At 59.7% G+C, this 26,395-nt stretch carries 24 protein-coding genes; 18 read left to right on the top strand and 6 right to left on the bottom strand.

Going from position 1 to position 26,395, the window contains the following annotated elements; translation table 11 throughout:
• The first annotated feature begins 57 nt into the window (after positions 1-57).
• The 5 genes from AACX99_RS09030 (at position 58) to AACX99_RS09010 (ending at position 6,181) form a co-directional block, all read left to right on the top strand.
• Positions 58-561 carry an ureidoglycolate lyase gene (locus AACX99_RS09030; protein WP_339411137.1) on the top strand — a complete coding sequence of 168 codons (504 nt, stop codon included), beginning with the start codon at positions 58-60 and terminating at the stop codon, positions 559-561.
• A gap of 47 nt (positions 562-608) precedes the next feature.
• The gene (locus AACX99_RS09025) at positions 609-1,940 is read left to right on the top strand and encodes a urate hydroxylase PuuD (RefSeq protein ID WP_339411135.1); all 1,332 of its coding nucleotides are present in this window, start codon (positions 609-611) and stop codon (positions 1,938-1,940) included.
• Between the two features lie 132 nt (positions 1,941-2,072).
• Positions 2,073-3,422 carry a nucleobase:cation symporter-2 family protein gene (locus AACX99_RS09020; protein WP_339411134.1) on the top strand — a complete coding sequence of 450 codons (1,350 nt, stop codon included), beginning with the start codon at positions 2,073-2,075 and terminating at the stop codon, positions 3,420-3,422.
• Between the two features lie 307 nt (positions 3,423-3,729).
• On the top strand, positions 3,730-5,226 hold the full coding sequence (locus tag AACX99_RS09015; protein WP_339411132.1) for a nucleobase:cation symporter-2 family protein: 1,497 nt from the start codon (positions 3,730-3,732) through the stop codon (positions 5,224-5,226).
• Positions 5,227-5,308: 82 nt separating this feature from the next.
• Positions 5,309-6,181, top strand: a complete 873-nt coding sequence (locus AACX99_RS09010) for an outer membrane protein OmpK (protein ID WP_339411131.1) — start codon at positions 5,309-5,311, stop codon at positions 6,179-6,181.
• A gap of 152 nt (positions 6,182-6,333) precedes the next feature.
• Here AACX99_RS09010 and AACX99_RS09005 read toward each other — a convergent pair whose 3' ends face one another.
• Both AACX99_RS09005 and moaA read right to left on the bottom strand, forming a co-directional pair.
• On the bottom strand, positions 6,334-7,155 hold the full coding sequence (locus AACX99_RS09005) for a transporter substrate-binding domain-containing protein (protein WP_339411129.1): 822 nt from the start codon (positions 7,153-7,155) through the stop codon (positions 6,334-6,336).
• Positions 7,156-7,225: 70 nt separating this feature from the next.
• Positions 7,226-8,218: a GTP 3',8-cyclase MoaA gene (gene moaA, locus AACX99_RS09000; RefSeq protein WP_445261848.1), complete on the bottom strand. Its 993-nt coding sequence runs from the start codon at positions 8,216-8,218 to the stop codon at positions 7,226-7,228.
• A 215-nt stretch (positions 8,219-8,433) separates the two neighbouring features.
• Here moaA and AACX99_RS08995 point away from each other — a divergent pair, with 215 nt between their 5' ends.
• The gene (locus AACX99_RS08995; RefSeq protein ID WP_339411126.1) at positions 8,434-9,078 is read left to right on the top strand and encodes a TetR/AcrR family transcriptional regulator; all 645 of its coding nucleotides are present in this window, start codon (positions 8,434-8,436) and stop codon (positions 9,076-9,078) included.
• A gap of 115 nt (positions 9,079-9,193) precedes the next feature.
• Here the strand turns inward: AACX99_RS08995 and AACX99_RS08990 are convergent, their stop codons facing one another.
• Positions 9,194-9,634, bottom strand: a complete 441-nt coding sequence (locus AACX99_RS08990; RefSeq protein WP_339411124.1) for a GlcG/HbpS family heme-binding protein — start codon at positions 9,632-9,634, stop codon at positions 9,194-9,196.
• Positions 9,635-9,972: 338 nt separating this feature from the next.
• Here AACX99_RS08990 and gcl point away from each other — a divergent pair, with 338 nt between their 5' ends.
• From gcl to AACX99_RS08955, 7 genes are all read left to right on the top strand, one after another.
• A complete protein-coding gene (gene gcl, locus AACX99_RS08985; protein ID WP_339411122.1) occupies positions 9,973-11,748 on the top strand; it encodes a glyoxylate carboligase in 1,776 nt (591 codons plus the stop codon).
• A 62-nt stretch (positions 11,749-11,810) separates the two neighbouring features.
• On the top strand, positions 11,811-12,593 hold the full coding sequence (gene hyi, locus AACX99_RS08980) for a hydroxypyruvate isomerase (RefSeq protein WP_339411120.1): 783 nt from the start codon (positions 11,811-11,813) through the stop codon (positions 12,591-12,593).
• Positions 12,594-12,610: 17 nt separating this feature from the next.
• The gene (locus AACX99_RS08975) at positions 12,611-13,501 is read left to right on the top strand and encodes a 2-hydroxy-3-oxopropionate reductase (RefSeq protein ID WP_339411118.1); all 891 of its coding nucleotides are present in this window, start codon (positions 12,611-12,613) and stop codon (positions 13,499-13,501) included.
• A 181-nt stretch (positions 13,502-13,682) separates the two neighbouring features.
• On the top strand, positions 13,683-14,969 hold the full coding sequence (locus AACX99_RS08970; protein WP_339411117.1) for a glycerate kinase type-2 family protein: 1,287 nt from the start codon (positions 13,683-13,685) through the stop codon (positions 14,967-14,969).
• Positions 14,966-16,381, top strand: coding sequence for a pyruvate kinase (pyk, locus tag AACX99_RS08965; protein ID WP_339411115.1), 1,416 nt, complete (start codon positions 14,966-14,968; stop codon positions 16,379-16,381). Before AACX99_RS08970 ends, pyk begins: the two co-directional genes overlap by 4 nt.
• Positions 16,382-16,571: 190 nt before the next feature.
• Positions 16,572-17,525 (top strand): urea transporter, encoded by a 954-nt coding sequence (locus AACX99_RS08960; protein ID WP_339411114.1) that lies wholly within the window; start codon positions 16,572-16,574, stop codon positions 17,523-17,525.
• A 60-nt stretch (positions 17,526-17,585) separates the two neighbouring features.
• Complete coding sequence (locus tag AACX99_RS08955; protein ID WP_339411113.1) at positions 17,586-18,410, top strand: ion transporter; 825 nt, start codon at positions 17,586-17,588, stop codon at positions 18,408-18,410.
• An 82-nt stretch (positions 18,411-18,492) separates the two neighbouring features.
• Here the strand turns inward: AACX99_RS08955 and AACX99_RS08950 are convergent, their stop codons facing one another.
• Entirely contained in the window at positions 18,493-19,428 is a 936-nt protein-coding gene (locus AACX99_RS08950) for a lipopolysaccharide kinase InaA family protein (RefSeq protein ID WP_339411112.1), read from the bottom strand.
• A gap of 205 nt (positions 19,429-19,633) precedes the next feature.
• Here AACX99_RS08950 and AACX99_RS08945 point away from each other — a divergent pair, with 205 nt between their 5' ends.
• Complete coding sequence (locus tag AACX99_RS08945; protein WP_339411111.1) at positions 19,634-20,050, top strand: CopD family protein; 417 nt, start codon at positions 19,634-19,636, stop codon at positions 20,048-20,050.
• Between the two features lie 71 nt (positions 20,051-20,121).
• Here the strand turns inward: AACX99_RS08945 and AACX99_RS08940 are convergent, their stop codons facing one another.
• Positions 20,122-20,580: a DUF2231 domain-containing protein gene (locus AACX99_RS08940; protein ID WP_339411109.1), complete on the bottom strand. Its 459-nt coding sequence runs from the start codon at positions 20,578-20,580 to the stop codon at positions 20,122-20,124.
• Between the two features lie 144 nt (positions 20,581-20,724).
• Here AACX99_RS08940 and coxB point away from each other — a divergent pair, with 144 nt between their 5' ends.
• The 4 genes from coxB to AACX99_RS08920 are packed head-to-tail and all read left to right on the top strand — an operon-like array spanning position 20,725 to position 25,302.
• Positions 20,725-21,615, top strand: coding sequence for a cytochrome c oxidase subunit II (coxB, locus tag AACX99_RS08935; RefSeq protein ID WP_339411108.1), 891 nt, complete (start codon positions 20,725-20,727; stop codon positions 21,613-21,615).
• Positions 21,612-24,140, top strand: coding sequence for a cytochrome c oxidase subunit I (gene ctaD, locus AACX99_RS08930; protein ID WP_339411106.1), 2,529 nt, complete (start codon positions 21,612-21,614; stop codon positions 24,138-24,140). The genes coxB and ctaD overlap by 4 nt, the downstream gene beginning before the upstream one ends.
• Positions 24,137-24,490 carry a hypothetical protein gene (locus AACX99_RS08925; protein WP_339411104.1) on the top strand — a complete coding sequence of 118 codons (354 nt, stop codon included), beginning with the start codon at positions 24,137-24,139 and terminating at the stop codon, positions 24,488-24,490. The genes ctaD and AACX99_RS08925 overlap by 4 nt, the downstream gene beginning before the upstream one ends.
• Positions 24,481-25,302 (top strand): cytochrome c oxidase assembly protein, encoded by an 822-nt coding sequence (locus AACX99_RS08920; protein WP_339411102.1) that lies wholly within the window; start codon positions 24,481-24,483, stop codon positions 25,300-25,302. The genes AACX99_RS08925 and AACX99_RS08920 overlap by 10 nt, the downstream gene beginning before the upstream one ends.
• A gap of 80 nt (positions 25,303-25,382) precedes the next feature.
• Here the strand turns inward: AACX99_RS08920 and argR are convergent, their stop codons facing one another.
• A complete protein-coding gene (argR, locus tag AACX99_RS08915) occupies positions 25,383-26,366 on the bottom strand; it encodes a transcriptional regulator ArgR (RefSeq protein WP_339411101.1) in 984 nt (327 codons plus the stop codon).
• Positions 26,367-26,395: the final 29 nt, after the last annotated feature.

The following is a 26,395-nucleotide window of genomic DNA, read 5'->3' as shown; positions in this document are numbered from 1 at the left end:
CAATAAACCCCTCTCCCATTGGGAGAGGGGCATAAACGAACGAACAAGAAGACCAACATGCGCAAATTGATCATTGAGCCGCTGAGCAAAGAAGCCTTCGCCCCCTTTGGTGACGTTATCGAAACCGAAGGCAGCGAATTTTTCATGATCAACAATGGCTCCACTCGCCGTTATCACAAACTGGCCACGGTTGAGACCGCACAGCCAGAGGATAAGGCGATCATCAGCATCTTCAGTGCCGAGGCGCTGGATATGCCGCTGACCATTCGCATGCTGGAGCGCCATCCGCAGGGCAGCCAGGCGTTTATTCCGCTGCTCGGCAACCCCTTTCTGATTGTGGTCGCGCCAGTTGGCGATGCACCTGAATCGGAGTTGGTCCGCGCCTTCCGCAGCAACGGCAGGCAGGGCATTAATTACCATCGCGGCGTTTGGCACCACCCGGTGCTGACGATCGAAAAGCGGGATGACTTCCTGGTGGTTGATCGCAGTGGTTCTGGCAACAACTGCGATGAGCATTTCTTTACCGACGAGGCGCAACTGCTCCTCGCCCCCCACCAATAAGAGAAGCCCAGCACCGGCGTGCCGGCACTGGGAAAGAGGTACTGATTGTGGAAGCGCATTTGACTGAGTGGCTGAACCTGGGTATCCGCTGGATCCATATGATCACCGGCATCGCCTGGATCGGCGCATCCTTCTATTTCGTCTGGCTGGAAAACAACCTCAACCGAGCTAACCCGCGCGACGGCCTGTCCGGTGACCTGTGGGCGATTCACGGTGGCGGTATCTACCACCTGGAAAAATACAAGTTGGCCCCGCCAAAAATGCCGGAGAACCTGCACTGGTTCAAATGGGAAGCCTATTTCACCTGGCTCTCGGGCGTGGCCCTGATGCTGGTGGTCTACTACCTCAACCCAAGTTTGTATCTGGTTAAACCGGGCGTTGACCTGGCCCCTGAAATGGCCATTGCCATCGGCTTCGGCTCGATGATAGCGGGCTATATCGCCTATCACTTCCTCTGTGATTCGCCGCTGGGCAAGCGCCCGGCCCTGCTCGGCGCCGTGCTGTTTGTGCTGATCATCGCTGCGGCCTATGGCTTCAACCTGATTTTCAGCGGCCGCGCTGCGTACATCCATGTCGGCGCGATCATCGGCACCATCATGGTCGGCAACGTGTTCTTCACCATCATGCCGGCCCAGCGCGCTCTGGTTAAGGCCATCGAAGACAACACCACACCGGACCCGACCCTGCCGGCCAAAGGCCTGCTGCGCTCGCGCCACAACAACTACTTCACCTTGCCGGTGCTGTTCATCATGATCAGCAACCACTTCCCGAGCACCTACGGCAGCCAATACAACTGGCTGATCCTGGCGGGCATCGCGATGTTGGCGGTACTGGTGCGCCACTACTTCAACACCCGCCATGACAGCAACAAATACGTCTGGACCCTGCCCGCCGCGGCCCTGGGCATGATCTGCCTGGCATTCGTCACCGGCCCGAGTATGAAGGCTGCCGCACCGCAGGAGCCGAAAGCTGCAGTCATCAAGTACGCACCGGTCCCGGCCACTGGCATCAGCGGCCACCCGGAAGTTGCCGCAAAGGCCGCCGAAGCCACCAGCAAACCGGCCGAAACAGTAGCGGAACCTGAAGCCAATGCGCCAGCTGAAAGCGCAACAGGCGCTGGCGACTTTGCCCAGATCAACAGCGTGATCCAGGAGCGCTGCAGCGTGTGCCACTCGGCCACGCCGAGCAGCCCGATGTTCAGCACAGCGCCTGCCGGCTTTGTCCTCGACACACCGGAGCAGATCAAGGCCCAGGCCGCGAAAATCCATGCGCAAAGCGTTGCTTCGCAAATCATGCCACTGGGCAACATCACCCAGATGACTCAGGAAGAACGCGAGCTGATCGGCTCATGGATCGACCAGGGCGCCCAGCTCAACTGATCCATCCGAATGCCGCGCCCGTAAGGGCGCGGCATTTGTTTATCTGCACCCTGCAAGAATTCTCCGGCACAGGCCGATAAACGCCTGCACCGAACAGCGACTTACAACAATAAAAGCGCCTGAGGTATTTGCATGACCCAGCTAAATTCAACCTCGCCCTGCGCGGTCGACCAACGCCTGCCCCTGCTGCAGATGATTCTGGTGAGCGCCCAGCATGTGCTGCTGATGTACGGCGGCGCGGTAGCGGTGCCCTTGATCATCGGTGAAGCCGTTGGTCTGTCCCGTAAAGACATCGCCTTTCTAATTACCGCCGACCTCTTGGTGGCGGGTATCGCCACACTGGTGCAATCACTGGGTATCGGCCCCATGGGCATCCGCATGCCGGTGATGATGGGCGCCAGTTTTGCCGCCGTCGGCAGTATGGTGGCCATGGCCGGCTCACCCGGTATCGGCTTGCCGGGAATTTTCGGTGCAACGATTGCCGCAGGCTTTTTCGGCATGCTGATTGCGCCGTTTATGTCGCGCATCGTGCACTTCTTCCCGCCATTGGTGACCGGTACGGTGATTACCGCCATCGGCTTGTCACTGTTTCCGGTGGCGCTCAACTGGGCTGGCGGCGGCAGCGCCGCTACTGAATTCGGCGCCTTGCAGTACCTGGCGATTGCCGCCCTGGTGCTGGGAACTATCCTGCTGATCAACCGCTTTATGCGCGGCTTCTGGGTCAATGTTTCGGTGCTGATCGGCATGCTGGTCGGCTACTTGGTCGCCGGCGGCCTGGGCATGGTCGACCTCAGCGGCCTGCAACAGAGCGCCTGGTTTGCCGTGGTCAAACCTATGCACTTCGGCATGCCGGAGTTTCATCTGGCGCCGATCCTCTCTATGTGCCTGGTGGTGGTGATCATCTTCGTCGAGTCCACGGGGATGTTCCTCGCCCTCGGCAAAATCACCGGCAAGGAAGTCACCCCGGTCATGCTGCGTCGCGGTCTGTTGTGTGATGCCGGCGCCTCGTTCTTCGCCGGCATCTTCAACACCTTCACCCATTCCTCCTTTGCGCAGAACATCGGTCTGGTGCAGATGACGGGCGTGCGTAGCCGCTATGTCACCGCTGCCGCCGGGTTACTACTGATCGGTTTGAGTCTGCTGCCCAAAGCCGCCTACCTGGTGGCCTCGATTCCGCCGGCAGTGCTGGGCGGCGCGGGCATTGCCATGTTCGGCATGGTCGCGGCGACGGGCATCAAGATTCTCCAGGAGGCGGATATTGCCGACCGCCGCAACCAGCTGCTGGTCGCCGTCAGCATCGGCATGGGCCTGGCCCCGGTAGTGCGGCCGGAGTTCTTCGCGCATCTGCCGCATTGGCTAGAGCCGATCACCCACAGCGGCATCGCCATGGCCACCATCAGCGCGGTGTTGCTCAACCTGCTGTTCAATATCCTCGGCGGGCCGGAGCGCGCTGGGGTAAACAATCCGCACCCGCAGCACTAGCCCTCTTTGCTCGTAACCAAGCAGCCCGGTTCGACGGGCTGCTTGCCGCTGCGTGCAATCTGCAAAAAACCAGTTCATTCCCTCTAAACCGCCCTCTCCCGGCCACATATGGCTGGCTATGGGGTTATCTGACTGACGGTTTATTTTTTGTGCACAATCTTAAAATAAATTGTTTTTAACGCTGTGAACAAGTTGCTATAGTCGATTCATTCTGACCAGGCGGACAACTTCTGCCCAGATACAGAACAGAGGCGCCGTGAAGCCTCGCAAGCCCATGACCGTATAAAAACAACTGGCAGGCTCTGATATGACCACGACTCGCGACACAGAGACCACGGCTCCGTCTGTGGCAAACAACGACCTGATCTACCAACTGCACGACACTCCGGCCTTTGCTCCGGCGATCTTCGCCGCGTTGCAGCACGTACTGGCCAGCTTTGTCGGCATCATCACCCCGACCCTGATTATCGGTGGCGTGCTCGGTCTAGGCGCCTATGTGCCCTATCTGGTCAGCATGGCGCTATTTGTGTCCGGCCTCGGCACCTTTATCCAGGCCAAGCGTATTGGCCCGGTCGGCTCCGGCCTACTGTGTTTGCAGGGCACCAGCTTCGGTTTTCTTAGCGTGATTCTCAGCGCCGGGTTTATCGTCAAGGGCCGCGGCGGCAGTGAGGAGGAAATTCTCTCGACAATCTTTGGCGTGTGCTTCTGCGCGGCGTTTGTCGAGATCGCCTTCAGCCAGTTCATCAACAAGCTACGCCGAGTGATCACTCCCGTCGTCACCGGCACCATCATCTGTCTGATGGGCTTGTCGCTGATCAAAGTGGCCATGACCGATATCGCTGGCGGCTACGGCGCGGCGGATCTGGGTGCCCTGCACCACCTGGGCCTTGGCGGCCTGGTGCTGGTCACCATCGTCATCCTTAACCGCTTCCCGTCGCAGGTAATACGCCTGTCGGCCGTGATTATCGGCTTGGTGCTGGGGTTTAGCGTGGCCTGGTTTACCGGCAAGGTAGACTTCGCCAATATGGCTCAGGTGCCCCTGGTCAGCGTACCGGTGCCCTTCAAGTACGGCTTCAATTTTGACTGGGTAGCGTTTGTGCCGATTGCGGTGATCTTCCTGATCACCCCATTGGAGACCGCAGGCGATCTGACCGCCAACTCGATCATCTCCAGGCAGCCGGTCAAAGGTCCGTTGTATATGCGTCGGATCAAATCCGGGGTACTCGCCGATGGTTGCAACTCGGCAATCGCCGCGATGTTCAACAGCCTGCCGATGACCACCTTCAGCCAGAACAACGGCGTGATCCAACTGACGGGTGTGGCCAGCCGCCATGTAGCCTTCTATATCGCGGGCATTCTGGTGCTGCTGGGCCTGTTCCCGGCGGTGGGCGCAGTGTTGCAGTTGATGCCGAAACCGGTACTTGGCGGCGCTACGCTGATCATGTTCGGCACCGTGGCCGTGGCCGGGATCAAGATTCTCACCGAGGCCGGCCTGCACCGTCGCAACGTGCTGATCGTGGCCATCTCTTTGGGGCTCGGCCTGGGTGTTGCAGCCGTACCGGAAGTGCTCTCGCAGATGCCGGATACATTGAAGAACATCTTCGGTTCGCCGATTACCATCGGTGCCTTCAGCGCCATTCTGCTGAACATCTTCCTGCCGGAAGAACATCTGCAGCTGGAAGAAAACGACTACGACCCCGAAGCGCATCTGCACACCGTACTGCAAAACCCGCAGGACGACAGTGCCGTGGATGCGTCCAACAGCAGTCGCAACGAACTCAACGTGGCCCCGCGTACCAGCTGAACCACCGCCCCTTTACCTAACAGATCCTGCGGTTCGCCGCAGGTTCGAGAAACCTTGTAAGTCCAATAATAAGGAAACCATGATGAAACTGAAGCACCTGTCCCACGGCATCGCCCTTTCGGCTGGACTGTTTTCCGGTCAACAGGCCTTTGCCAGCGATGCCTTTCTCTGGCAAGACACCAGCCTCTCCTACCTCTACGGTAGCAACTTCCAGCGCCTGAATTTCAACGGCGAAGAACAGCGCTCGCAGAGCACTTTTACTCTGGAGAACGCCAGCGGCTGGACCTGGGGCGATACCTTCTTCTTCCTCGACTACATCGACGCTGACAATGCCCAGGCGCGCGGCAGCAACTTCGCCAACCTGGATGTCGACGAGAAGAGCAGTTTTTACTACATGGAGTTTTCGCCACGCGTCAGCCTCAGCTGGCTGACCGGCCAGGACCTGTCCGCAGGCCCGCTGAAGGATGTCTACGCAGCCTTTACCTATGAAAAAGGCAACGGCGGCCCTGGCACCGAAAATTACCTGTACGGCATCGGCACCGCCTGGAACGCTCCAGGCTTCGCCTACCTGAACGCCAACCTGTATGCGGTGAAGGTCAATAACCACATCTTCTTCGATCATGACTTCAAGGCATCGGACAAGGGCAACGGCCACACTTACCAATTGACCGTTAGCGGCGCGTACCCGTTTGCCATTGGCGACCAAAACTTCGTGGTCGATGGCTATATCGACTGGCGCGCTCCGTCCAAAGACGCCGGCACCCAGACTTCGGTCGGCTCTTCAATCCAGGTCAAGTGGGATGCGGGCAAGGCGCTGTTCGGCAAAGAGCGCAAACTTTACGTCGGTACCGAGCTGAATATGTGGCACAACAAGTACGGCATCCGGCCAATCGACGGTTCCACCGATGGCTTCGATCAAACTGCAGTGCAAGCGCTGGTGAAGTATCACTTCTAAGCCTATGCGTTTGATGCGGATCGCCGGGTAGGCGGCAACCCGTACGAAAGGGGGATGGCATTGCTGCCATCCCCTTTTTTATTACGCTTGAATCCTCTGTCTTACGCGCGAAAAAAACCGCTCCCTAGGAGCGGTTTTTTCATCCTTACGCATTACTGCGATTGCGCGTCCTTGAGCTTTTTGCGCTCGATAAAATCCAGCTTCCACTGCTCCAGACCAATGCGATCGGAATCCAGATTAGCCTCGACCCTGTACTGAGTTTTCAGCGCCGCAATTTCGCTCTGCTGCTCAACCAGGAAGCGATCGAAGCGCTGCATAAACGCCGCATGTTTGAGGGTCGACAGCTTGAAGCTGCCGCGATTATGCGGTAACTGCGCGTCGAATATCAGCGCGCCCGGTCGCGCGCGGATGTTGTCCAGATAATGAGTCGCCACCACCACATTGAAGTAAGCGCCGTCGGTGTCCTTCTTCAGCGCCTGACGGATCATCTGACGTAGATCATCGCTGTAGGTCAGTTCGATCTGCCCAGCGTCAATACGCTCCTGATAACCCCAGGGCGTCCAACCGTTGACCATGGCCAGTTGCTTGAGCTGTTCGATGGGTTGGCCATGACGCTGCGGCGCAACCAATACACCATCGACATACTCAACCACGCCCTGGCTGTAGCTCAGGGTTTTACTGGCTTTCTGTTCTTGTGCCCAGGTTTCGCTGTCGGGATATTTGAAATCCAGCTGACCGCTGAGCAACGCGGGCAACAGCTGCTCAACGGGCAGCACCTTATAGGTCAGCTGCACCCCGCTCGTTTGCGCGAACAGGTCGAACAGATCGCGGGCAAAGCCTTGGTACTGACCCTGCGCATCAATGCTGTAGTGCGGAGCAAAGGCCAGCTTCTCTACACCAATCACATAACTTTCAGCGCTGACCGCACTGGAACAGACAACGGCGAACAAACTGCAGACGTGCGAGGGCTTCACAGCAAACCTCCTGCTTAATTGTGAGAGTGGAACAAATGGGACCGCCCAGGGCGGTTAAAGCGGCTAGGGGCTAGCCACCGGTCATGCTCATAAAGCGAATAACCTGCACCTGGGCATCGCTCTCAAAGTGATGACGTTCGGGTTTCAACTGCAAAGCCTGCATCAGGGCATCACGCAGGCGCTGGCTATCGCCGGGGTGGGCACGCATCAGGTCCTTCAGGTCCAGAGCATTTTCATGACCCAGGCAAAGTACCAGCTTGCCCTCGGCGGTTACCCGCACACGGTTGCAGTCGCCGCAGAAGTTATGGCTGTGCGGTGAGATAAAGCCGACCTGGGTGTCACTGCCGACCACTTGCCAGTAGCGCGACGGCCCGCCGGTCAGCTTGCCGCTACGCACCAGGGCATAACGCTCTTCGATGCGCTCGCGCACTTCATCACTGGAACAGAAGGTCTGCTCGCGCTGATGACTGGAAATACTGCCCAGCGGCATCTCTTCGATAAAGCTGATATCCAGGCCACGCGCCATGGCGAATTCGACTAGGTCGAGCACTTCGTCATCGTTGCGGCCTTTCTGCACCACAGCGTTGAGTTTGATCTTGCGAAAACCGGCAGCGCGCGCCACTTCGATGCCGTTCAGCACCTGATCGAGCTTGTCGCGCCGGGTAAAGGCAGCAAAACGCTCACGCTGCAGAGAGTCCAGGCTGACATTCAGGCGCTTAACGCCGGCCGCATGCAGTTGTGGCGCCAGTTCGGCCAGTTGCGAACCATTGGTGGTGATGGCCAGGTCTTCCAACTCAGGACGCTGGCCCAGGCGGGTCAGCAGGCTGAGCAGATTCTTGCGCACCAGCGGTTCGCCACCGGTGATGCGGATACGTTTGACTCCAAGGCCGATAAAGGCATCCGCCACCGCATAGAGCTCTTCAAGGCTGAGGATCTGCTCGCGCGGGGCGAACACCATGTCCTCACTCATGCAATAGGTGCAGCGGAAATCGCAGCGATCGGTAACCGATAACCGTAAATAGGTGATGCGCCGACCGAAGGGGTCAACCAGCTGATTGTTCACTACGTGTCTCCTGGAGCTCATCGAGCCGAGACTTTTTGTTATGAATGCTTATGGCGAGATAAAAACAGAAAAATCAAAATTTGTACACAACAACCTGACCTGCAAGTCAGATAGCCCGCCAGAGCCCAGGCCACAAGCCTTGAGCGCTGTGTAAAGCCGATGCTACCATCCCGGCGCTGCCCTGCGACGGGCGTTCGACAGAAGCAAAGAGGCTTATGACCAGTATTCGCGAGCGTAACAGAGAGCTGATTTTACGCGCAGCCAGTGAGGAGTTCGCCGACAAAGGCTTTGCTGCCAGCAAAACCAGCGATATCGCCGCCAAGGCTGGGGTGCCCAAGCCTAACGTCTACTACTACTTCAAGTCGAAAGAAAACCTCTACCGCGAAGTGCTGGAAAGCATTATCGAACCGCTGCTGGAGGCCTCTGCGCCGTTCAACCAGCCGGGCAAACCCGCCGACGTACTACGCGCTTATATCCGCTCGAAAATCCGTATCTCCCGCGAACTGCCCTCCGCCTCCAAGGTGTTCGCCAGCGAAATCATGCACGGCGCACCACATCTGTCCGCCGACCAGACCGCGCAACTGAATGCCCAGGCCAAGCACAATATTTCCTGCATCCAGGGCTGGATCGACCAGGGTCTGATGGCCAAGGTTGACCCGCATCACCTGCTGTTCAGTATCTGGGCTGCGACCCAGACCTACGCCGACTTCGACTGGCAGATTTCCACCGTCACCGGCAAAGCCAGCCTGGATGAAGCCGACTACGAAGCCGCCGCGCAAACCATTATCCGCCTGGTGATCAAGGGCTGCGAGATCGACGAGACCCAGCCCAGCCCGTCCGAGCAAGTCACCAACGCGTAAACCTATTGTGCGCCTTGCCCTAGGTTAAACGCGCATAAAAAAACGGTGGAGACCTTGAGGGTCTCCACCGTTTTTTTATTGTCGCTCTTCTAGTGACAGAGAAAGCTGCGCATCATCAAGTAGCGATACCCGCATCCGGCTTCAGCCCGACCGACTCAACGGCGCTGACCGCACACTGCTCATCGATATCCGAGGTGTCTCCGGTGATGCCCACCGCGCCGATCACCTCGCCGCGCTCATCACGAATCAATACCCCACCCGGTGCTGGCACCAACTGACCATCAGCCAGGTTATTGACCGCGCCGATAAACGCCGGGCGCTGTTGTGCGTCAGCGGCGATCAGACGCGAGCCCTTGCCCAGTGCTAATGCACCCCAAGCCTTGCCGATGGCGATTTGCGGGCGCAGCAGGCTGGCACCGTCTTCACGTTGCAGGCTGATCAGGTGCCCGCCGGCATCCAGTACGGCCACGGTCAGCGGTGCGGCGGAGATTTCCCGACCGACCGCTAAGGCGCGATTGCTGATGGTGGTGGCGATTTGCAGATTCAACGTACTCATGTTGGGTCTTCCTCGATGCTGATAAATCCTACGAAACACCCGGCGCTGCGCCGCCTGCAGGGCGGTTGACAGCTGCCGGGCAATCCAAAGCTCAGCACCACTATCTCACCAGAAACAAAAAACTCAATAGCCGAATACAATGCAAACAATACTTGTATACAGTTACAAGCAAGCGTTTCCGCAGCAGATCAAGCGCCCCAGCTAAAACGGTTGTTTTAAAAGATTTTTTGCCAGACAGCGCCTCAGCAACAAAACGGGTTGACCGCGAGGTCAGGCCATGAATAGAATCCAAGCCAGCTGTTTTGTATACAATCTGATAACAAACGAGGCACAAGACAATGGCCAAAATGAGAGCAATCGAGGCCGCCGTACTGGTGATGCGCCGCGAAGGCGTTGACACTGCGTTCGGCATCCCCGGCGCCGCCATCAACCCCCTGTACGCTGCACTGAAGAAAGTCGGCGGTATCGACCACGTCCTGGCTCGCCACGTCGAAGGTGCCTCGCACATGGCTGAGGGTTACACCCGCACCAATGCCGGCAACATCGGCGTGTGCATCGGCACCTCCGGCCCAGCCGGCACTGACATGGTGACCGGCCTTTACTCGGCCTCCGCCGACTCCATCCCAATTCTCTGCATCACCGGCCAGGCGCCCCGTGCTCGCATGCACAAGGAAGACTTTCAGGCCGTCGACATCACCAGCATCGTCAAGCCGGTGACCAAGTGGGCGACCACTGTAATGGAGCCGGGCCAAGTGCCACGTGCCTTCCAAAAAGCCTTCTATGAAATGCGCAGCGGCCGTCCAGGACCTGTGCTGATCGATCTGCCATTCGACGTACAAATGGCTGAAATCGAATTCGACATCGACGCCTACGAGCCGCTGCCGCTGGCCAAACCGTCCACCAACCGTGTGCAGGCGGAAAAAGCCATCGCCATGCTTAACGACGCCGAGCGCCCGTTGCTGGTTGCCGGTGGCGGTATCTTCAATGCCGATGCCGCTGACAAGCTGGTGGAGTTCGCCGAACTGACCGGCGTACCGGTGGTACCAACCCTGATGGGCTGGGGCGTGATCCCGGATGACCACAAGCTGATGGTCGGCATGGTTGGCCTGCAGACTTCGCACCGCTACGGCAACGCCACCCTGCTGGCTTCCGACCTGGTGTTCGGTATCGGTAACCGTTGGGCCAACCGCCACACCGGCTCGGTAGACGTGTACACCGAAGGCCGCAAGTTCATCCACGTCGACATTGAACCGACGCAGATTGGCCGTGTATTCAACCCGGACCTGGGCATCGTTTCCGATGCAGGTTCGGCGCTGGACGCCTTCCTGGAAGTGGCCCGCGAGTGGAAAGCCGCCGGCAAGCTGAAAGATCGCAGCGCCTGGCTGGACAGCTGCCGCGAGCGTAAGCGCACCCTGCAGCGTAAGACCCACTTCGACAACGTGCCGGCCAAGCCGCAGCGCGTTTACGAAGAGATGAACGAAGCGTTCGGCAAGGACACCTGCTACGTCACCACCATCGGTCTGTCGCAGATCGCCGGCGCGCAGTTCCTCCATGTCTACAAGCCGCGTCACTGGATCAACTGTGGCCAGGCCGGTCCGCTGGGCTGGACCATTCCGGCAGCCCTGGGTGTGGTCAAGGCCGACCCGAGCCGCAAGGTTGTTGCACTGTCCGGCGACTATGACTTCCAGTTCATGATCGAAGAACTGGCGGTGGGGGCGCAGTTCAACCTGCCGTACATCCACGTGCTGGTGAACAACTCCTACCTGGGCCTGATCCGTCAGGCGCAGCGCGGCTTTGAGATCGACTACTGCGTACAGCTGGCGTTCGAGAACATCAACGCGCCGGAAATCAACGGTTACGGTGTTGACCACGTTGCCGTGGTGGAAGGTCTGGGCTGTAAGGCTATCCGCGTGTTCGACCCGAACGAGCTGCAGAACGCCTTCGCCGAAGCCAAGCGCCTGATGGCCGAGCACCGCGTACCGGTGGTGGTGGAAATTATTCTGGAGCGTGTCACCAACATCTCCATGGGTACCGAAATCAACGCCGTCAACGAGTTCGAAGAACTGGCCGAACGCGGCGTCGACGCCCCGACTGCCATCTCGCTGCTCGACTAATTCGCTTTCTGAACCAGTAGCCCGGATAGATTATCCGGGCTGCGCAAGACAAGGAGCACACCATGCCCCGTTTTGCCGCAAACCTGTCGATGCTGTTCACCGAGGTGGACTTCATGGACCGTTTCGCCGCTGCCGCCGATGCCGGCTTTAGCGGTGTCGAATACCTGTTCCCCTACGATTTTGCCGCCGAAGAAATCAAAGCGCGCCTGGACGCCAACAAGCTTGAGCAGGTGCTGTTCAACCTGCCAGCCGGTGACTGGGCCAAGGGTGAGCGCGGTATCGCCTGCCACCCCGACCGCGTTGAAGAATTCCGCACTGGCGTCGATCAGGCCATTGCCTATGCCAAGGTGCTGGGTAACAAGCAGATCAATTGCCTGGCTGGTATCCGCCCGCAGGGTTATGACTGCGCCACGATCGAAGCAACCTTCGTCGACAACCTCAAGTTTGCCGCCGATAAGCTCGAAGCCGTCGGGATCAAGCTGGTCATGGAAATGATCAACACCCGTGACATTCCAGGCTTCTACCTGAACACCACCAAACAGGCCCTGGCGATTCGCGACAAAGTCGCAAGCTCCAACCTGTTTTTGCAATACGACATCTACCACATGCAAATCATGGAAGGTGACCTGGCGCGTACCGTCGAGGCCAACCTGGCTGTGATCAACCATGTGCAGTTGGCTGACAACCCGGGCCGCAACGAGCCGGGCACTGGCGAGATCAACTACCGCTTCCTCTTCGAGCACCTGGACCGTATCGGTTACCAGGGCTGGATCGGCTGTGAATACAAGCCAGCCACCACCACCGCTGCCGGCCTCGGCTGGATGAAAGCGCATAACGCAATCTGAATTAGAGGATATTTCTCATGGCTAAAATCGGATTTATCGGCACCGGCATCATGGGCAAGCCTATGGCGCAGAACCTACAGAATGCCGGGCACACCCTGTTCTTCTCCGAGCATTTCGACAAAGCACCGGCCGACCTGTTGGGTGACCACGGTATCGGCCTGGCCAACCCGCGCGAAGTGGCGCAGGAAGCCGAATTCATCATCATCATGGTGCCGGACACCCCACAGGTTGAAGACGTCCTGTTCCGCAAGGACGGCGTAGCTGAGGGCGTTGGCGCCGGCAAAGTGGTTATCGACATGAGCTCGATCTCCCCGACTGCCACCAAGGTGTTCGCCGATAAAATCAAGGCCACTGGCGCTGCTTACCTGGATGCACCGGTATCCGGTGGTGAAGTGGGCGCCAAAGCGGCCACCCTGTCGATCATGATCGGCGGTTGTCCAAATGCCTTCGAACGCGCACTGCCGCTGTTCCAGGCCATGGGCAAGAACATCACCCGCGTTGGCGGCAATGGTGACGGCCAGACTGCCAAGGTCGCCAACCAGATCATCGTTGCTCTGAACATCCAGGCCGTTGCTGAAGCCCTGCTGTTCGCCGCCAAAAATGGCGCCGATCCAGCCAAGGTGCGTGAAGCACTGATGGGCGGCTTCGCTGGTTCGAAGATCCTTGAAGTGCACGGCGAGCGCATGATCAAAGGCACCTTCGATCCTGGCTTCCGAATCAGCCTGCACCAGAAAGACCTCAACCTGGCCTTGGCCGGGGCTAAAGAACTGGGCCTTAACCTGCCCAACACCGCCAATGCCCAGCAAGTGTTCAGCACCTGCGCGGCCATCGGTGGCAGCAACTGGGACCACTCGGCGTTGATCAAAGGCCTGGAGCATATGGCCAACTTCAACATCCGTGGTGAGTAAGTAACAGGTTTCTGGGCGGGGTCAGCCGCACTGAAACAACCCTTTCGATCTGTCCGGCAGGCGGTGTCACGGCCTGCCTGCCGGGTGGGTCGATTCTAGTGCGCAGCGCCTGCATGGCGGACGCTGCGCACTAGAATCGAAGTCAGTCATAAGCAGTTGATTTAGACCAAGAGAGATCACCATGTCCATCGATCCGTCTTTCAATCCAACGTCTCTGCTGCGCGAGTTGTTCGCCAGCGCCATCGACGCCGCCCACCCGCGCCAGGTGCTGGCTGATTACCTGCCGGAAGACCGTAGCGGTCGCGTTATCGTCATCGGTGCCGGCAAAGCCGCAGCGGCCATGGCCGAAGTGATCGAGCAGGAATGGCAAGGCGAAGTCTCCGGCCTGGTGGTGACCCGTTACGAGCACGGGGCCAACTGCCAAAAGATCGAGGTGGTGGAAGCCGCCCACCCGGTGCCGGACGACGCCGGCGAGCGCGTCGCGCGCCGCGTGCTGGAGCTGGTCAGCAACCTCAGCGAAGACGACCGGGTGATCTTCCTGCTTTCTGGTGGCGGCTCGTCCCTGCTCGCCCTGCCCGCTGAAGGCATCAGCCTCAAGGACAAACAGGCGATCAACAAGGCGCTGCTTAAGTCCGGCGCGAGCATTGGCGAGATGAACTGTGTGCGTAAGCACCTCTCGGCGATCAAAGGCGGCCGCCTGGCCAAAGCAAGCTGGCCGGCCAGCGTCTACACCTACGCGATTTCCGATGTACCGGGCGATGAGGCCACGGTGATCGCCTCCGGCCCGACCGTGGCCGACCCAACCACCTCTGCCGAGGCGCTGGCGATCCTGGCCCGCTACAGCATTGAAATCCCGGCCAACGTGCGCGCCTGGTTACAGAGCCCGGCGTCGGAAACCGTTAAACCCGGTGACCCGTGCCTGTCGCGCAGTCACTTTCAGCTGATCGCGCGTCCGCAGCAGTCCCTCGACGCCGCCGCCGCCAAGGTGCGTGAGGCCGGTCTCGGCGTGCTAATCCTCGGTGACCTGGAGGGCGAATCGCGCGAAGTCGCCAAGGTCCACGCCGGGATCGCCAAACAGGTGGTCTTGCATGGCCAGCCGCTCAAGCTGCCCTGCGTGATTCTCTCCGGCGGTGAAACCACCGTCACCGTACGCGGCAATGGTCGTGGCGGGCGCAACGCCGAATTCCTCCTCAGCCTCACCGACAGCCTCAAGGGCCTGCCCGGGGTTTACGCCCTGGCCGGCGACACCGACGGCATCGACGGTTCGGAAGACAACGCCGGTGCCCTGATGACCCCCGACAGCTACGCCCGCGCTGCGGCGCTTGGGCTAAGCAGCAGCGACGAGCTGGATAACAACAACGGCTATGGCTACTTCGCCGCCCTCGATCAACTGATCGTCACCGGGCCGACGCGTACCAACGTCAACGATTTTCGCGCCATTTTGATTCTTGAGAACCCTGCCAAATGAACGCCGACAAGAAAGTAAAAATCCTCGCCACCCTTGGCCCAGCGATCAAAACCATCGACGATATCCGCCAGCTGGTGGAGGCCGGGGTCAACCTGTTCCGCCTCAACTTCAGCCACGGCGAACACGCCGACCATGCCCAGCGCTACGACTGGGTGCGTGAAGTCGAGCAGCAGCTGAACACCCCTATCGGCATTCTCATGGACCTGCAGGGGCCGAAACTGCGCGTCGGCAAATTTGCCGATGGCAAGGTCGTGCTAGAGCGCGGCCAGAGCCTGCGCCTGGATCTGGACAGTACACCGGGCGACGTCAACCGGGTCAATCTGCCCCACCCGGAAATCATCGAAGCGCTGCAGCCGGGCATGAGCCTGCTGCTCGACGATGGTCGCCTGCGTCTGCAAGTCACTGCCAAGCACAACGACGCAGTGATCACCGAAGTCATCGCCGGTGGCGAGCTGTCCGATCGCAAGGGCGTCAACGTTCCGGAAGCCGTGCTGCAACTGAGCCCGCTGACTGAGAAAGACCGCCGCGACCTGAGCTTCGGCCTGGAGCTGGGTGTGGACTGGGTCGCGCTGTCGTTTGTGCAGCGCCCAGAGGACATTGTTGAAGCCCGCCAGTTGATTGGTGATCGCGCCTTTCTGATGGCCAAGATCGAGAAGCCGTCTGCGGTGATTCACCTGGAAGAAATCACCAAACTGTGCGACGCGATCATGGTTGCCCGTGGCGACTTGGGCGTGGAAGTGCCGGCTGAGAATGTCCCGCGCATCCAGCGAGATATCATCCGCACCTGCCGCCAGCTCGGTAAGCCGGTGGTGGTGGCCACACAGATGCTCGAATCCATGCGCTTCTCCCCTGCGCCGACTCGCGCCGAGGTCACCGACGTGGCCAACGCCGTGGCCGAGGGCGCCGATGCGGTGATGCTCTCGGCGGAAACCGCCTCCGGCGACTACCCGCTGGAAGCCGTACAGATGATGAGCAAGATCATTCGCCAGGTGGAAAACGGCCCGGATTTCCAGGCCCAGCTCGACGTCAGCCGCCCGCAGGCCGAAGCCACCGCATCGGATGCGATCAGCTGCGCGATCCGCCGCATCAGCACCATCCTGCCGGTCGCGGTGTTGGTCAACTACACCGAGTCGGGCAACTCCAGCCTACGCGCCTCGCGCGAGCGGCCGAAAGCACCAATCTTGAGCCTGACCCCAAGCCTGAATACCGCGCGACGCCTGAGCGTGGCCTGGGGCGTGTACTCGATGGTCAACGCGCGCCTGCACAAGGTTGAAGAAGTCGCCCGTACTGCCCTGGAGACCGCCCGTTCGACCGGGCTGGCGAAAACCGGCGACACCGTAGTGATTACTGCAGGCGAGCCATTGGGCCAGCCGGGCAGCACCAACAGCTTGCGTATTGAAATTTTGCGCTGAAGCTGACTGCAAACTCGTAGGGTGGATGACGCTTCACCCATCCACTAACCGCGATGGTGGATGAAAAAGCGTCATCCACCCTACAGCACTATCCCACGCTGGCTTTGCCAGTTTGAAGGCACTCTCTGTTCCCGCGGTGGGTGCCTCTTTTTATTCCCGGCCCGGTGATTGTTTATTCAGGTTCGTCTGTATGTCGCCATTACCGCTCCCCACCCACACCTTGCAGGGCTTTCGCGCGCTGCTTAACGGCTTCAGTCAGATATTTCTGCAAGCCCATCCTGGCTGCGGCTTGCTGGTGCTGCTGGCGATTGCCATCGGCGCGTCGCAGCTGCTCGGCGGAGCCCTGCTCGGTTGCCTTAGCAGTACGCTGACTGCGCAGCGCCGTGGCTATGCCAAGGCGGATATCGAGTTGGGGCTGTATGGCTACAACGGCGTTCTGCTGGGCATGCTGATCAGCCTGCAGTTCGCCTGGTCGGTATTACTGCCGCTACTGATTATCGTCAGCTCCGGGGGCTCCAGCCTGTTGCTAGCCGCCTGGATGCAGCGCATGCGCGAGCGTCAGTGGCTGCCTGCCTTCACCTTTCCCTTTGTTGGCCTGAGCTGGCTGCTGTTGTGGCTGGCACCCGCTCTGCAGCTTGAACTCCAGCTGGCCACCTCAAGCCCGACGCAGCCACTCGACTGGTGGGCCAGCCTGATCGCTATGGCACGCGGCTTGGGCCAGGTGATCTTTCTCGATCAGCCGTTAGCAGGCATTTGCCTGCTGCTCAGTTTGCTGCTGGCTGACCGGCGCGCCGCCTGCTGGGCGCTACTTGGTTCCACCGGCGGCCTGGCTCTGGCGCTATATCAGGGCTTGCCGCAGCACATCGCCCTGAGCGGCCTGTATGGCTATAACGCTGCGCTAGCGGCCATCGCGCTTAGTCAAGTGCACCGCAGCCATTGGCTGCCGGCACTCGGAGTCGGTCTGGCATTGCTACTGCAACCTGGCTTTGGCGCGCTCGGCCTGCCGGCACTGACCATGCCATTTATCCTCACCTGCTGGCTGGTCAGCGCCAGCCAGCGTCTGCTAAGTAAAGCTGCGGCCGACTGCACACCGCTGCCGCTCAACAAATGCAAAGGCTTGCATCGCCACGATAAAACTCCCTAGGCTGCGCTATTAGCCTACTCGCCCACTTGCGAGCGGCACAGACAGAGCAGCCAGAACACCATGGATACGCGGCAAAACCTCTACAGCATCATCTTCCATACCGACACGCCGGCCGGACAACGCTTCGACCGCTACCTGCTGCTGACCATTCTCGCAAGCCTGGTAGTGGTGATGCTCGACAGCATCGACAGTGTGCATAGTCAGTACGCGGGGTTACTGGCGGGGGTTGAATGGGGCTTTACTGCGCTGTTCGCCATCGAATATGTGGTGCGCCTGTATTGCGCGCCCAAGCCGCTACGCTATGCCTTCAGCTTCTTCGGCCTGATCGACCTGCTGGCCATTCTTCCCGGCATCCTCGCCCTCTTCTATCCGGACACCCAGTACCTGCTGATCATTCGGGTAATCCGTATGCTGCGGGTGTTCCGCGTACTCAAGCTCAGCCCTTACCTGCGCCAGGCCAATTTTCTGCTCACGGCGCTACGCGGCAGTAGGCAAAAGATCATCGTGTTCTTCGCCTGCATCGCCACCATGGTTACCGTATTCGGCACCCTGATGTACGTGATTGAAGGCCCGGTGCACGGATTTACCAGCATTCCTAAGGGCATCTACTGGGCCGTGGTTACCCTGACCACCGTTGGTTTTGGTGATATCGTCCCGCAAACTCCGCTAGGCCAGGCGCTGTCGACTCTGGTGATGATCACCGGCTATTCAATCATTGCCGTGCCTACCGGGATTTTCACTGCTGAACTGGCCAACGCTATGCGCGGCGAGAGCCATATGATTCATGACTGCCCAAACTGCGCCAAAAGCACTCACGAACACAGTGCCGCCTACTGTACCCGCTGCGGCGTCCCGCTGTTTCCACGACAAGTCGATAAAACCTGAGCAAACCTGCTCCCAATAAAAAGCCGCAATTTATTGCGGCTTTTTATTGGGAATAACATCGTTGAACTAACTAATAGGCTAACTAGCGGCCGTTCAGCTTTTCACAGAATGCCTGCTGTGCTGGCAGCGATGTCATCACTGAATAGCGCGTAGTACGACTCACTTTATGATCACGAAAACGCAAATAAACCGGCTCAAATACGCTGCGTTTTAACGCCGGGTGGGCTCTGCGCAGGTAGCTGTCGCTCACATGGTGATATCGCTCCTTACTGATAAAGCGCTGAAACCAGTAGGTGTAGAAGTACCCGTGAAGAAAGCCCAGCGCGAAGTTCTGCTCCAGCACTTGATGAGCACAACACTCAAAATCAATCAGTCGTAACTGTTGATCCGGCCCAATCAGAATATTTTTCGGGTGCGGATCAAGATGACAGAACCCCAGCGCCAACATCCGACTAAACAACTCGAATATCTGCTCCAGTAGCTGTTCAGCCTGCTCTGGGTTGCTCTGCAAACGCTTGTCGACATCGCAGTGATCAGCAAAGAAGTTCACCAACAAATATTCTTCTTTGAGGAAAAACAGTCGACGCGTGCGGTACCCATAGGCAGCCACCCGTGGCACGAAGTCGGCGGCCGGATTGATGCGCTGCAAATTGATAAATTCGTTGGTCAGATCGTGCAGACCATAGCTCTTCTTTTTACCGAAGAAATTGCTCAGCTGCTTCTTCCAGCTGGTCAGATGGTTGTACTTAAGTACCCACTGCTGAGTGCCTTCAAGCAGATAGACACCACGGGTTTCCTCCAGCGGATCGAGGGTTGTGCAGTCCTGCGGGGCTTCAAAGAAGCGCTGCAATGCGGCCTGGACAGCGGAGAACTGATCACCTGCGATCAGGAACTGATTGCGCAGCAATTTAGCCCGAACAAACCCTTTGCTGATCGACTTGAGATGAAACATGCAACGTCCTTGTGGGAAGTTAATTACGCCGGCTAACGGTAACCGAATCATTATTTTGGCGCGCATTAGAACACATGGCGACTAGCCAGTAATTTGCCGTTCACGCGATGCGCATCACAGATCAATTTCGCAGGGGTTCCGGTAAGCAAGCAGGCTTGTCACGGTGTTGATGAGTCTTCGTGTGCGGGGTCGCTGGAAAACAGTCGAACCTAAGAGGCCAATCGGTAGTCACAGGGATACAACGGACTTGGCCAGCAATGGATGGGCAGCTATGCCGCTACTTAAACTGCTGCATTTCATTGCCTTGATCGGCTGGTGCGGCGCTCTGCTTTACCTTCCCGCACTGATCGCGGCCGGCACCCGTAGCAACGAGGCGCTGTTCTACCGTGATCACGCTCACCTGACGCGCATGGTCTTCACCCTGCTCGCCACGCCAGCAGCCTTGCTGGCAATCGGCTCGGGCACCTTACTGTTCGTACGTGAGTCGGTGTTTGATCCCTGGCTGATTCTTAAACTCAGCGCCGTGGCCGGCATGGTGCTGTGCCATGCGCTGTGTGGGGTATTGATTCTGCGTATCGAGCGCACCCCAGCACGCGCCATTGCTCACCACTGCTTGGGTATCGGAGCGCTAATGGTCGTGCTGATCGCCGTCACGCTCTGGTTGGTGCTGGCCAAACCCGCATTCTGAATGAGGAATCGACACTGTTTATGAACGTGCCCGCTATGAACGTGCCCGACCCCAGCGCCGCAGCGGCGAGCTCAGAGATTCACCTCGACGCCGACCGCTTGTTCATAGACCAGTCGCCCGCCAAGATAAGCGGCCAGGGCAATCAGGCACGCGGTCAGCAGCGACAGGTACAGACACCAGAGCTGCATGCCGTCCGGCCCTTGATAACGCAGCAACCAGTTCAGAGTGGCCAGCGAGAGCATCATCACGGCGATGATTGCATGGCACCAGGCCGTGATCTTCAGGCGGATGCGCTCGACCGTGAGCAGGTCGACCAAACCGGCCAGACTGGCCAGCCAACCACCCAGCGAGCCGATACCGGCCAGCCAGAGACTGGCACGCCACCAGAACGGATCATCGTTCCACAGGTAGGCCAGGTCACTGGCGACCAAACCCAACAGTGCCGCCACCGGGAAGTGGATCATCATCGGGTGCAACGGGTGACCGGCAATGGCAGCGCGGCTGAAAATCGAGTCGTTTTTATCAGTCATCCGGGAGGCCTTGATCAGGTTGGTGTGTTCTTCGCTCGGCTCGCTCGTCGCGCGCCCTCAGTGCAATTGACCGCTACAGCTCTGGCAGTTCCCATTCTTTCTGCCTGCAGTGGGCCGCAATCGGCGCTCGATCCGGCTGGGCCAATGGCTCGCGAGGTGGCGCTACTGTGGTGGCTGATGTGCGGCTTTGCCGGCCTGGTGCTGGTGGTGGTCAGCGCACTGTGGATATACGCCATGCGCCGCGCCCCGCGGGAAATCACGCCGGAGCAGGCCAAGCGGATCAACCTACGCTGGCTAGTCGGCGGCGGCATTCTCCTGCCGAGTTTGAGTATCACTGTGTTGCTGCTTTTCGGCGGATCGATCGGCGAGCGCATGCTGCCGCTGCCACTGCTGGGCGAGCAGCCGCTGCGCGTCGAGATCACCGGTCATCAGTGGTGGTGGGAGGTGCGCTACCCGGACAGCGGCGTGGTCACCGCCAACCAGTTGCATATTCCGGCCGGCCGCCCGGTAGATCTGCAGGTCAGCAGCGCCGATGTAATTCATTCGTTCTGGGTACCGCGCCTGGGCGGCAAGATCGACATGGTTCCTGGCCGGGACAACCGCATCCGCCTGCAAGCCGACGAGCCTGGGGTCTATCGCGGACAGTGCTCGGAATTCTGCGGCACCCAACACAGCCATATGATTTTGCATGTGCAGGCGCACACCGATGACGACTTCAACGCCTGGCTCAAAGCTCGCCAGGACGCACAAATCAGCCCACTTGCGGGCGCTGCCGGGGAAATCTATGCCACGCGCTGCGGTACCTGTCACCGCGTCGCGGGGGTCAGCGCCGGTCAGCGCGCGCCGGACCTGTCCGATTTAGGTTCGCGACCGATGCTGGGCAGCGGCGTGCTGACTAATGAGCCCGGTTCCATCCTCACCTGGTTGCGCGAACATCAACGCCTGAAACCGGGCAATGCCATGCCGCTGCATGAGGATATCGACCCCGCGCATCTGCAAACCATCGCCACCTGGCTGGAGGGCCTCAAACCTTGAGCAGCCGAAACAACGTACCGGCCACCGCCCCGGATCAATTGCATGACCAGTTCAATGCGGTGTGGGGCAATCCACAGGGCTGGCGAGCCCTGACCATCGTCAACCACACCACCATCGGCCTGCGTTTTATGCTGACCGGCACTTTGTTCTTTCTCTTCGGCGGTCTGCTGGCAATGCTGATCCGAACTCAGCTGGCGCTGCCGAACCACGAGTTTATGGAGCCGGACGTTTACAACCAGGTGTTCACCATGCACGGCACGGTGATGATGTTTCTGTTCGCCGTACCAATGATGGAGGGCATGGCGGTCTATCTGATCCCGAAGATGATCGGGGCCCGCGATCTGGTGTTTCCGCGGCTGTCGGCGCTGGGTTACTACTGCTACCTGTTCGGCGGTCTTATTCTGATCACCAGCCTGTTTCTCGACCTAGCGCCCAAGGCCGGCTGGTTTATGTACACGCCGCTGTCCAGCGCCACACATACGCCGGGGCCAAACTCGGACTTCTGGTTGATTGGCATTACCTTTGTCGAGATTTCTGCGGTCAGCGCCGGGGTTGAGCTGGTGGTGTCGATTCTGCGCACCCGGGCCAGCGGCATGGCGCTGCATAAAATGCCGATCTATGCCTGGTACATCCTGGTGATGGCAATGATGATCGTGGTCGGCTTTCCGCCGCTGATTCTCGGCAGCATCTTGCTCGAGCTGGAACGCGCCGCCGACATGCCGTTCTTCGAGGTTGCCCGTGGCGGTGATCCAATACTCTGGCAGCACCTGTTCTGGCTATTCGGTCACCCAGAGGTGTACATCATCTTCCTGCCTGCGGCGGGCATCGTTTCGACTCTGCTGCCGGTGTTCTGCCAGCGCCCGTTGGTGGGTTATCGCTGGGTCGTGCTGGCCGTTCTCACCACCGGCTTTATCAGCTTCGGCCTGTGGGTCCACCATATGTTCACTGTGGGCATTCCGCAGCTGGCTCAGCTGTTTTTTTCCGCGGCCAGCATGCTGGTGGCGATTCCAACTGGGGTGCAGGTATTCGCCTGGCTGGCGACCCTGTGGCAGGGCAAACCGCTGTACCACGTGCCGATGCTGTGGCTGGTGGGCTTTCTGATGGTATTCGTCTGTGGCGGCCTGACCGGGGTGATGCTGGCGCTGGTGCCGTTCGACTGGCAGGTGCACGACACCCATTTCGTGGTCGCCCATATGCACTACGTGCTGGTCGGCGGCATGTTCTTTCCGATGATGGCCGGCATCTATTATTGGCTGCCGCACTTCTCCGGACGCATGCCCTCGGTACGCTTGGGCAAATGGGGCTTCTGGCTAGTGTTTATCGGCTTCAACGTCACCTTTCTGATCATGCACTGGACCGGCCTGATCGGCATGCCACGACGCATCTATACCTACCAGAGCGGCCTGGGCTGGGATATTCCCAATCTGATCTCCTCGGTGGGCAGCTTTATCATGGCCATCGGCATCGCCACCATCCTGCTGGACATCATCCTGCACTTTCGCTTCGGTCAGCCGGCCAAGGTCAATCCATGGCGTGCCGATACCTTGGAATGGGCAACCAGCCTACCGCCAAGCGCCTACAACTTTGTTAGTTTGCCGGCGATTCACAGCCGCCACCCGCTCTGGGATCAGCCCGAATTGCCGTACAGCATCGCCCGCGGCGAACATGAACTGGCGGTGATCGACCATGGCCGCCGTGAAACCTGGGGCACAGACCCGCTGACCGGCAAGGTACGCGAGATCATCCATCTGCCCGGCAATAGCTGGCTGCCTCTGGTTGCCGCGCTGTTTATCGCCGTTATGTGCATCAGCCTGCTGATCAAGGCCTACTGGCTGGCCGCGATGATCTCTGTCGCCGTGGTGGTGACGCTGTTGCGCTGGAGTTGGGAGAACGGCACCCACCCTCTGGCCGCGCCCGATGCCCAGGTCCAGCCTGGTGAACCACCGCTGCACTCGCGCACCCTAGATGGCCCTGGTTTATGGGGCATGGGCGTGACGCTGCTGGCCAATGGCGCACTTTATCTGGCACTGCTGTTCGGCTGGTTCTATCTATGGACGGTGGCACCGAACTGGCAGATGCCGCAGCACATTCCGTTCAACCACGGGTTACTGCTGACCAGCGCCTTGCTGCTAAGCCTGGCGACCTGGTGGCAAGCACGGGCGATCAAGCGCTTGCGCCACGGCAATGATCAAGGCTTACGCGGCCATCTGGCACTGGTTGCCGGCCTGGGCCTGGGCCAATCCGGCCTGCTGCTCTGGGCCCTGCTCGGCGGTGATCTGGCGCCTCGCACCACCGCCCATGACGCAGTGATTGTGGTGCTGTTGGTTTATAGCCTGTTGCACTGCGCCCTGGCGGCCATTCTTAGCGCTCTGCAGGCTCTGCGCGTGCATTGTGCTTATGTCGGTGCCCATGCACCCTACGAGCCGTTAGTAGTCGGCCAGCTCTGGTACTACAACTTCGGCGTGTTGTGGAGCAGCTATTTCGCCCTGGTACTGTTTCCGACAACCTGGGGAGGTAGCGGATGAAAGGCCTGCGTTCGCCCTATCACCCTGGCCATATCGCACTCGGCCTCGTGCTCTGGAGCCTTTGGTTCGTCGCTATTTACGGTGGCCTGTCCGTGGCCTGCGCGCTCGCGCCCCCCGAACCCGAACAAGGCCCATGGAACTGGCTTAATGCCCTGCTCGGCGTTAGCGCTCTGCTTACTGCCGCGGCGCTTGCAGCGCTGGCCGTCTGGTGTTGGCGCGCCGGCAAACTTAGGCACCCGCCAGGCCACCAGCGCTTCGTCGCCTTGCTTGCCGCCAGCACTTACGGGGTGGCTACCGTGGCCACCCTGGTTATCGCCTTGCCCATTCTGAGCCTGCCGCCATGCGTGTAATAGCCATCCTCTGCCTGTTGCTAGCGATGCCAGCAGCGCAGGCCCACGGCCTGCTGGATCACTCACTAAATCTGCGCGTGCCGCTGCTTCTCAGCGCCCTGCTTCTGGCTACAGCCTGGGTGCTTTACGGCTTTGGCGCGCGACGGGTACGGCCTCATGGTTTGGAAGCGCTGTGGCTGCACCTGGCGATGCTGATCGCGGTGCTGGCGGTATTCGGCCCGCTGGACGACTGGGCCGAAACCAGCACCAGCTGGCATATGTTCCAGCACATGCTGTTTATGCTGGTTATCGCCCCACTCTGGGCGCTGGCCAGGCCCTTGCCGCAATGGCGCGCGATCTGCGGGCCGCTGTTGCAACCGCTGTGGCGCGGCCTATTGCGCAGCGGCCGTTACCCCGTGCCATTGGCCATGCTGCATGGCGCGTTGATCTGGATCTGGCATACCCCCAGCCTGTATATCCTGGCGTTGGAGAATCTCTGGTGGCATATGCTCGAACACGCCAGTTTCCTATTCAGCGCCTGGCTGTTCTGGTGGTCCTGCCTGCGCGCGCCCCCACGGCAGGTGCCGCAAGCGCTGCTTGCGATACTGCTGACGCTGATGCACACGGGCCTACTCGGCGCCCTGTTGACGTTCGGCACCAGCTCGTTTTATGGAGCCGAACGTGACGTGGCCGATCAGCAACTGGCGGGGCTGTTGATGTGGGTACCCGGCGGCCTGGTCTACCTCGCCGCCGCTGGCTGGATCACTTGGCGCTGGCTGGCACGTAGCTGGCGACATCAGCAAGGCACGCGTACCCCGAAGGGCACGGCTTAAAGCCATTGGGCTGGAATAAATGATGGACCTGCGAATTACCGGCCTGCCACTTATAGGCATTTCGGCGCTCTCGCTGCGCTTTAGCCGCGCTCGGCAACCGGCGTAGAGGTCAGTTCGAAGGGGCTGTTACTGCGCCGCTGGTTACGGTCTTCCCGTGGCGTGGCACCGAAGAAGTTGCGGTAGGCGCTGGAGAAATGCGGCCCCGAGGAAAAGCCGCAGGACAGGCCGATCTGGATGATCGATTTGCTGGTTTGCATCAGCAGTTGGCGCGCCTTGTTCAGACGCAGCTCCAGGTAGTACTGACTGGGTACGCGGTTGAGGTACTGCTTGAAGATGCGCTCCAGCTGGCGGCGCGATACACAGACGTGCTGGGCTATTTCGTCGGTAGTCAACGGCTCTTCGATATTGGCTTCCATCAGCAGCACGGCCTGGGTCAGCTTGGGGTGGCTGGAGCCCAGACGGTTCTGCAACGGAATGCGCTGGCGCTCGCCGCCTTCGCGAATGCGTTCAACCACCAACTCTTCCGACACCGCACCGGCCAACTCCGCGCCGTGATCGCGGGCGAGCAAGGCTAACAGCAAGTCCATGACCGCCATGCCGCCACACGCGCTCAGGCGATCACGGTCCCAGTCGAACAGATGGCTGGTGGCAATTACCTTGGGGAAGCGCTCGCTAAAATCGTCTTGCCAGCGCCAGTGCACCGAAGCACGGTAACCATCGAGCAAGCCCAGCTGCGCCAGCGGATAGACCCCGGCGGCAATCGCGCCGATCACGCAGCCGCCACGCACCAGTTGCTTGAGCGCGCCGGAGAGCGCTGCGGGCATCGGCCCTGGCGGCTCGTCGGCGAGCAGAAAGAGCTTCTGGCAGCCTTCCAGCTTGCCCACCCAGGATTCCCCTGGAAGCCGCCATGCACCTTCAAGCGGTGCTTCAGCCTGCAGAAACACCAGCTCATAGACCACCTCAGGGTGGACGCGCTGGGCAACGCGCAGCGCTTCTTCCGCCAAAGCCAGGGTCAGGGGCTTGGTGGTGGGCCAAAGCAGGAAGCCAATTCGGTGGGCATTCATGGGGGGCAGTTTAGGCTCTGTTGGCGATT

Source organism: Pseudomonas sp. EA_35y_Pfl2_R5 (assembly GCF_963970805.1).
Lineage (GTDB): Bacteria > Pseudomonadota > Gammaproteobacteria > Pseudomonadales > Pseudomonadaceae > Aquipseudomonas.
This window is presented reverse-complemented; position numbering and strand designations above follow the sequence as displayed.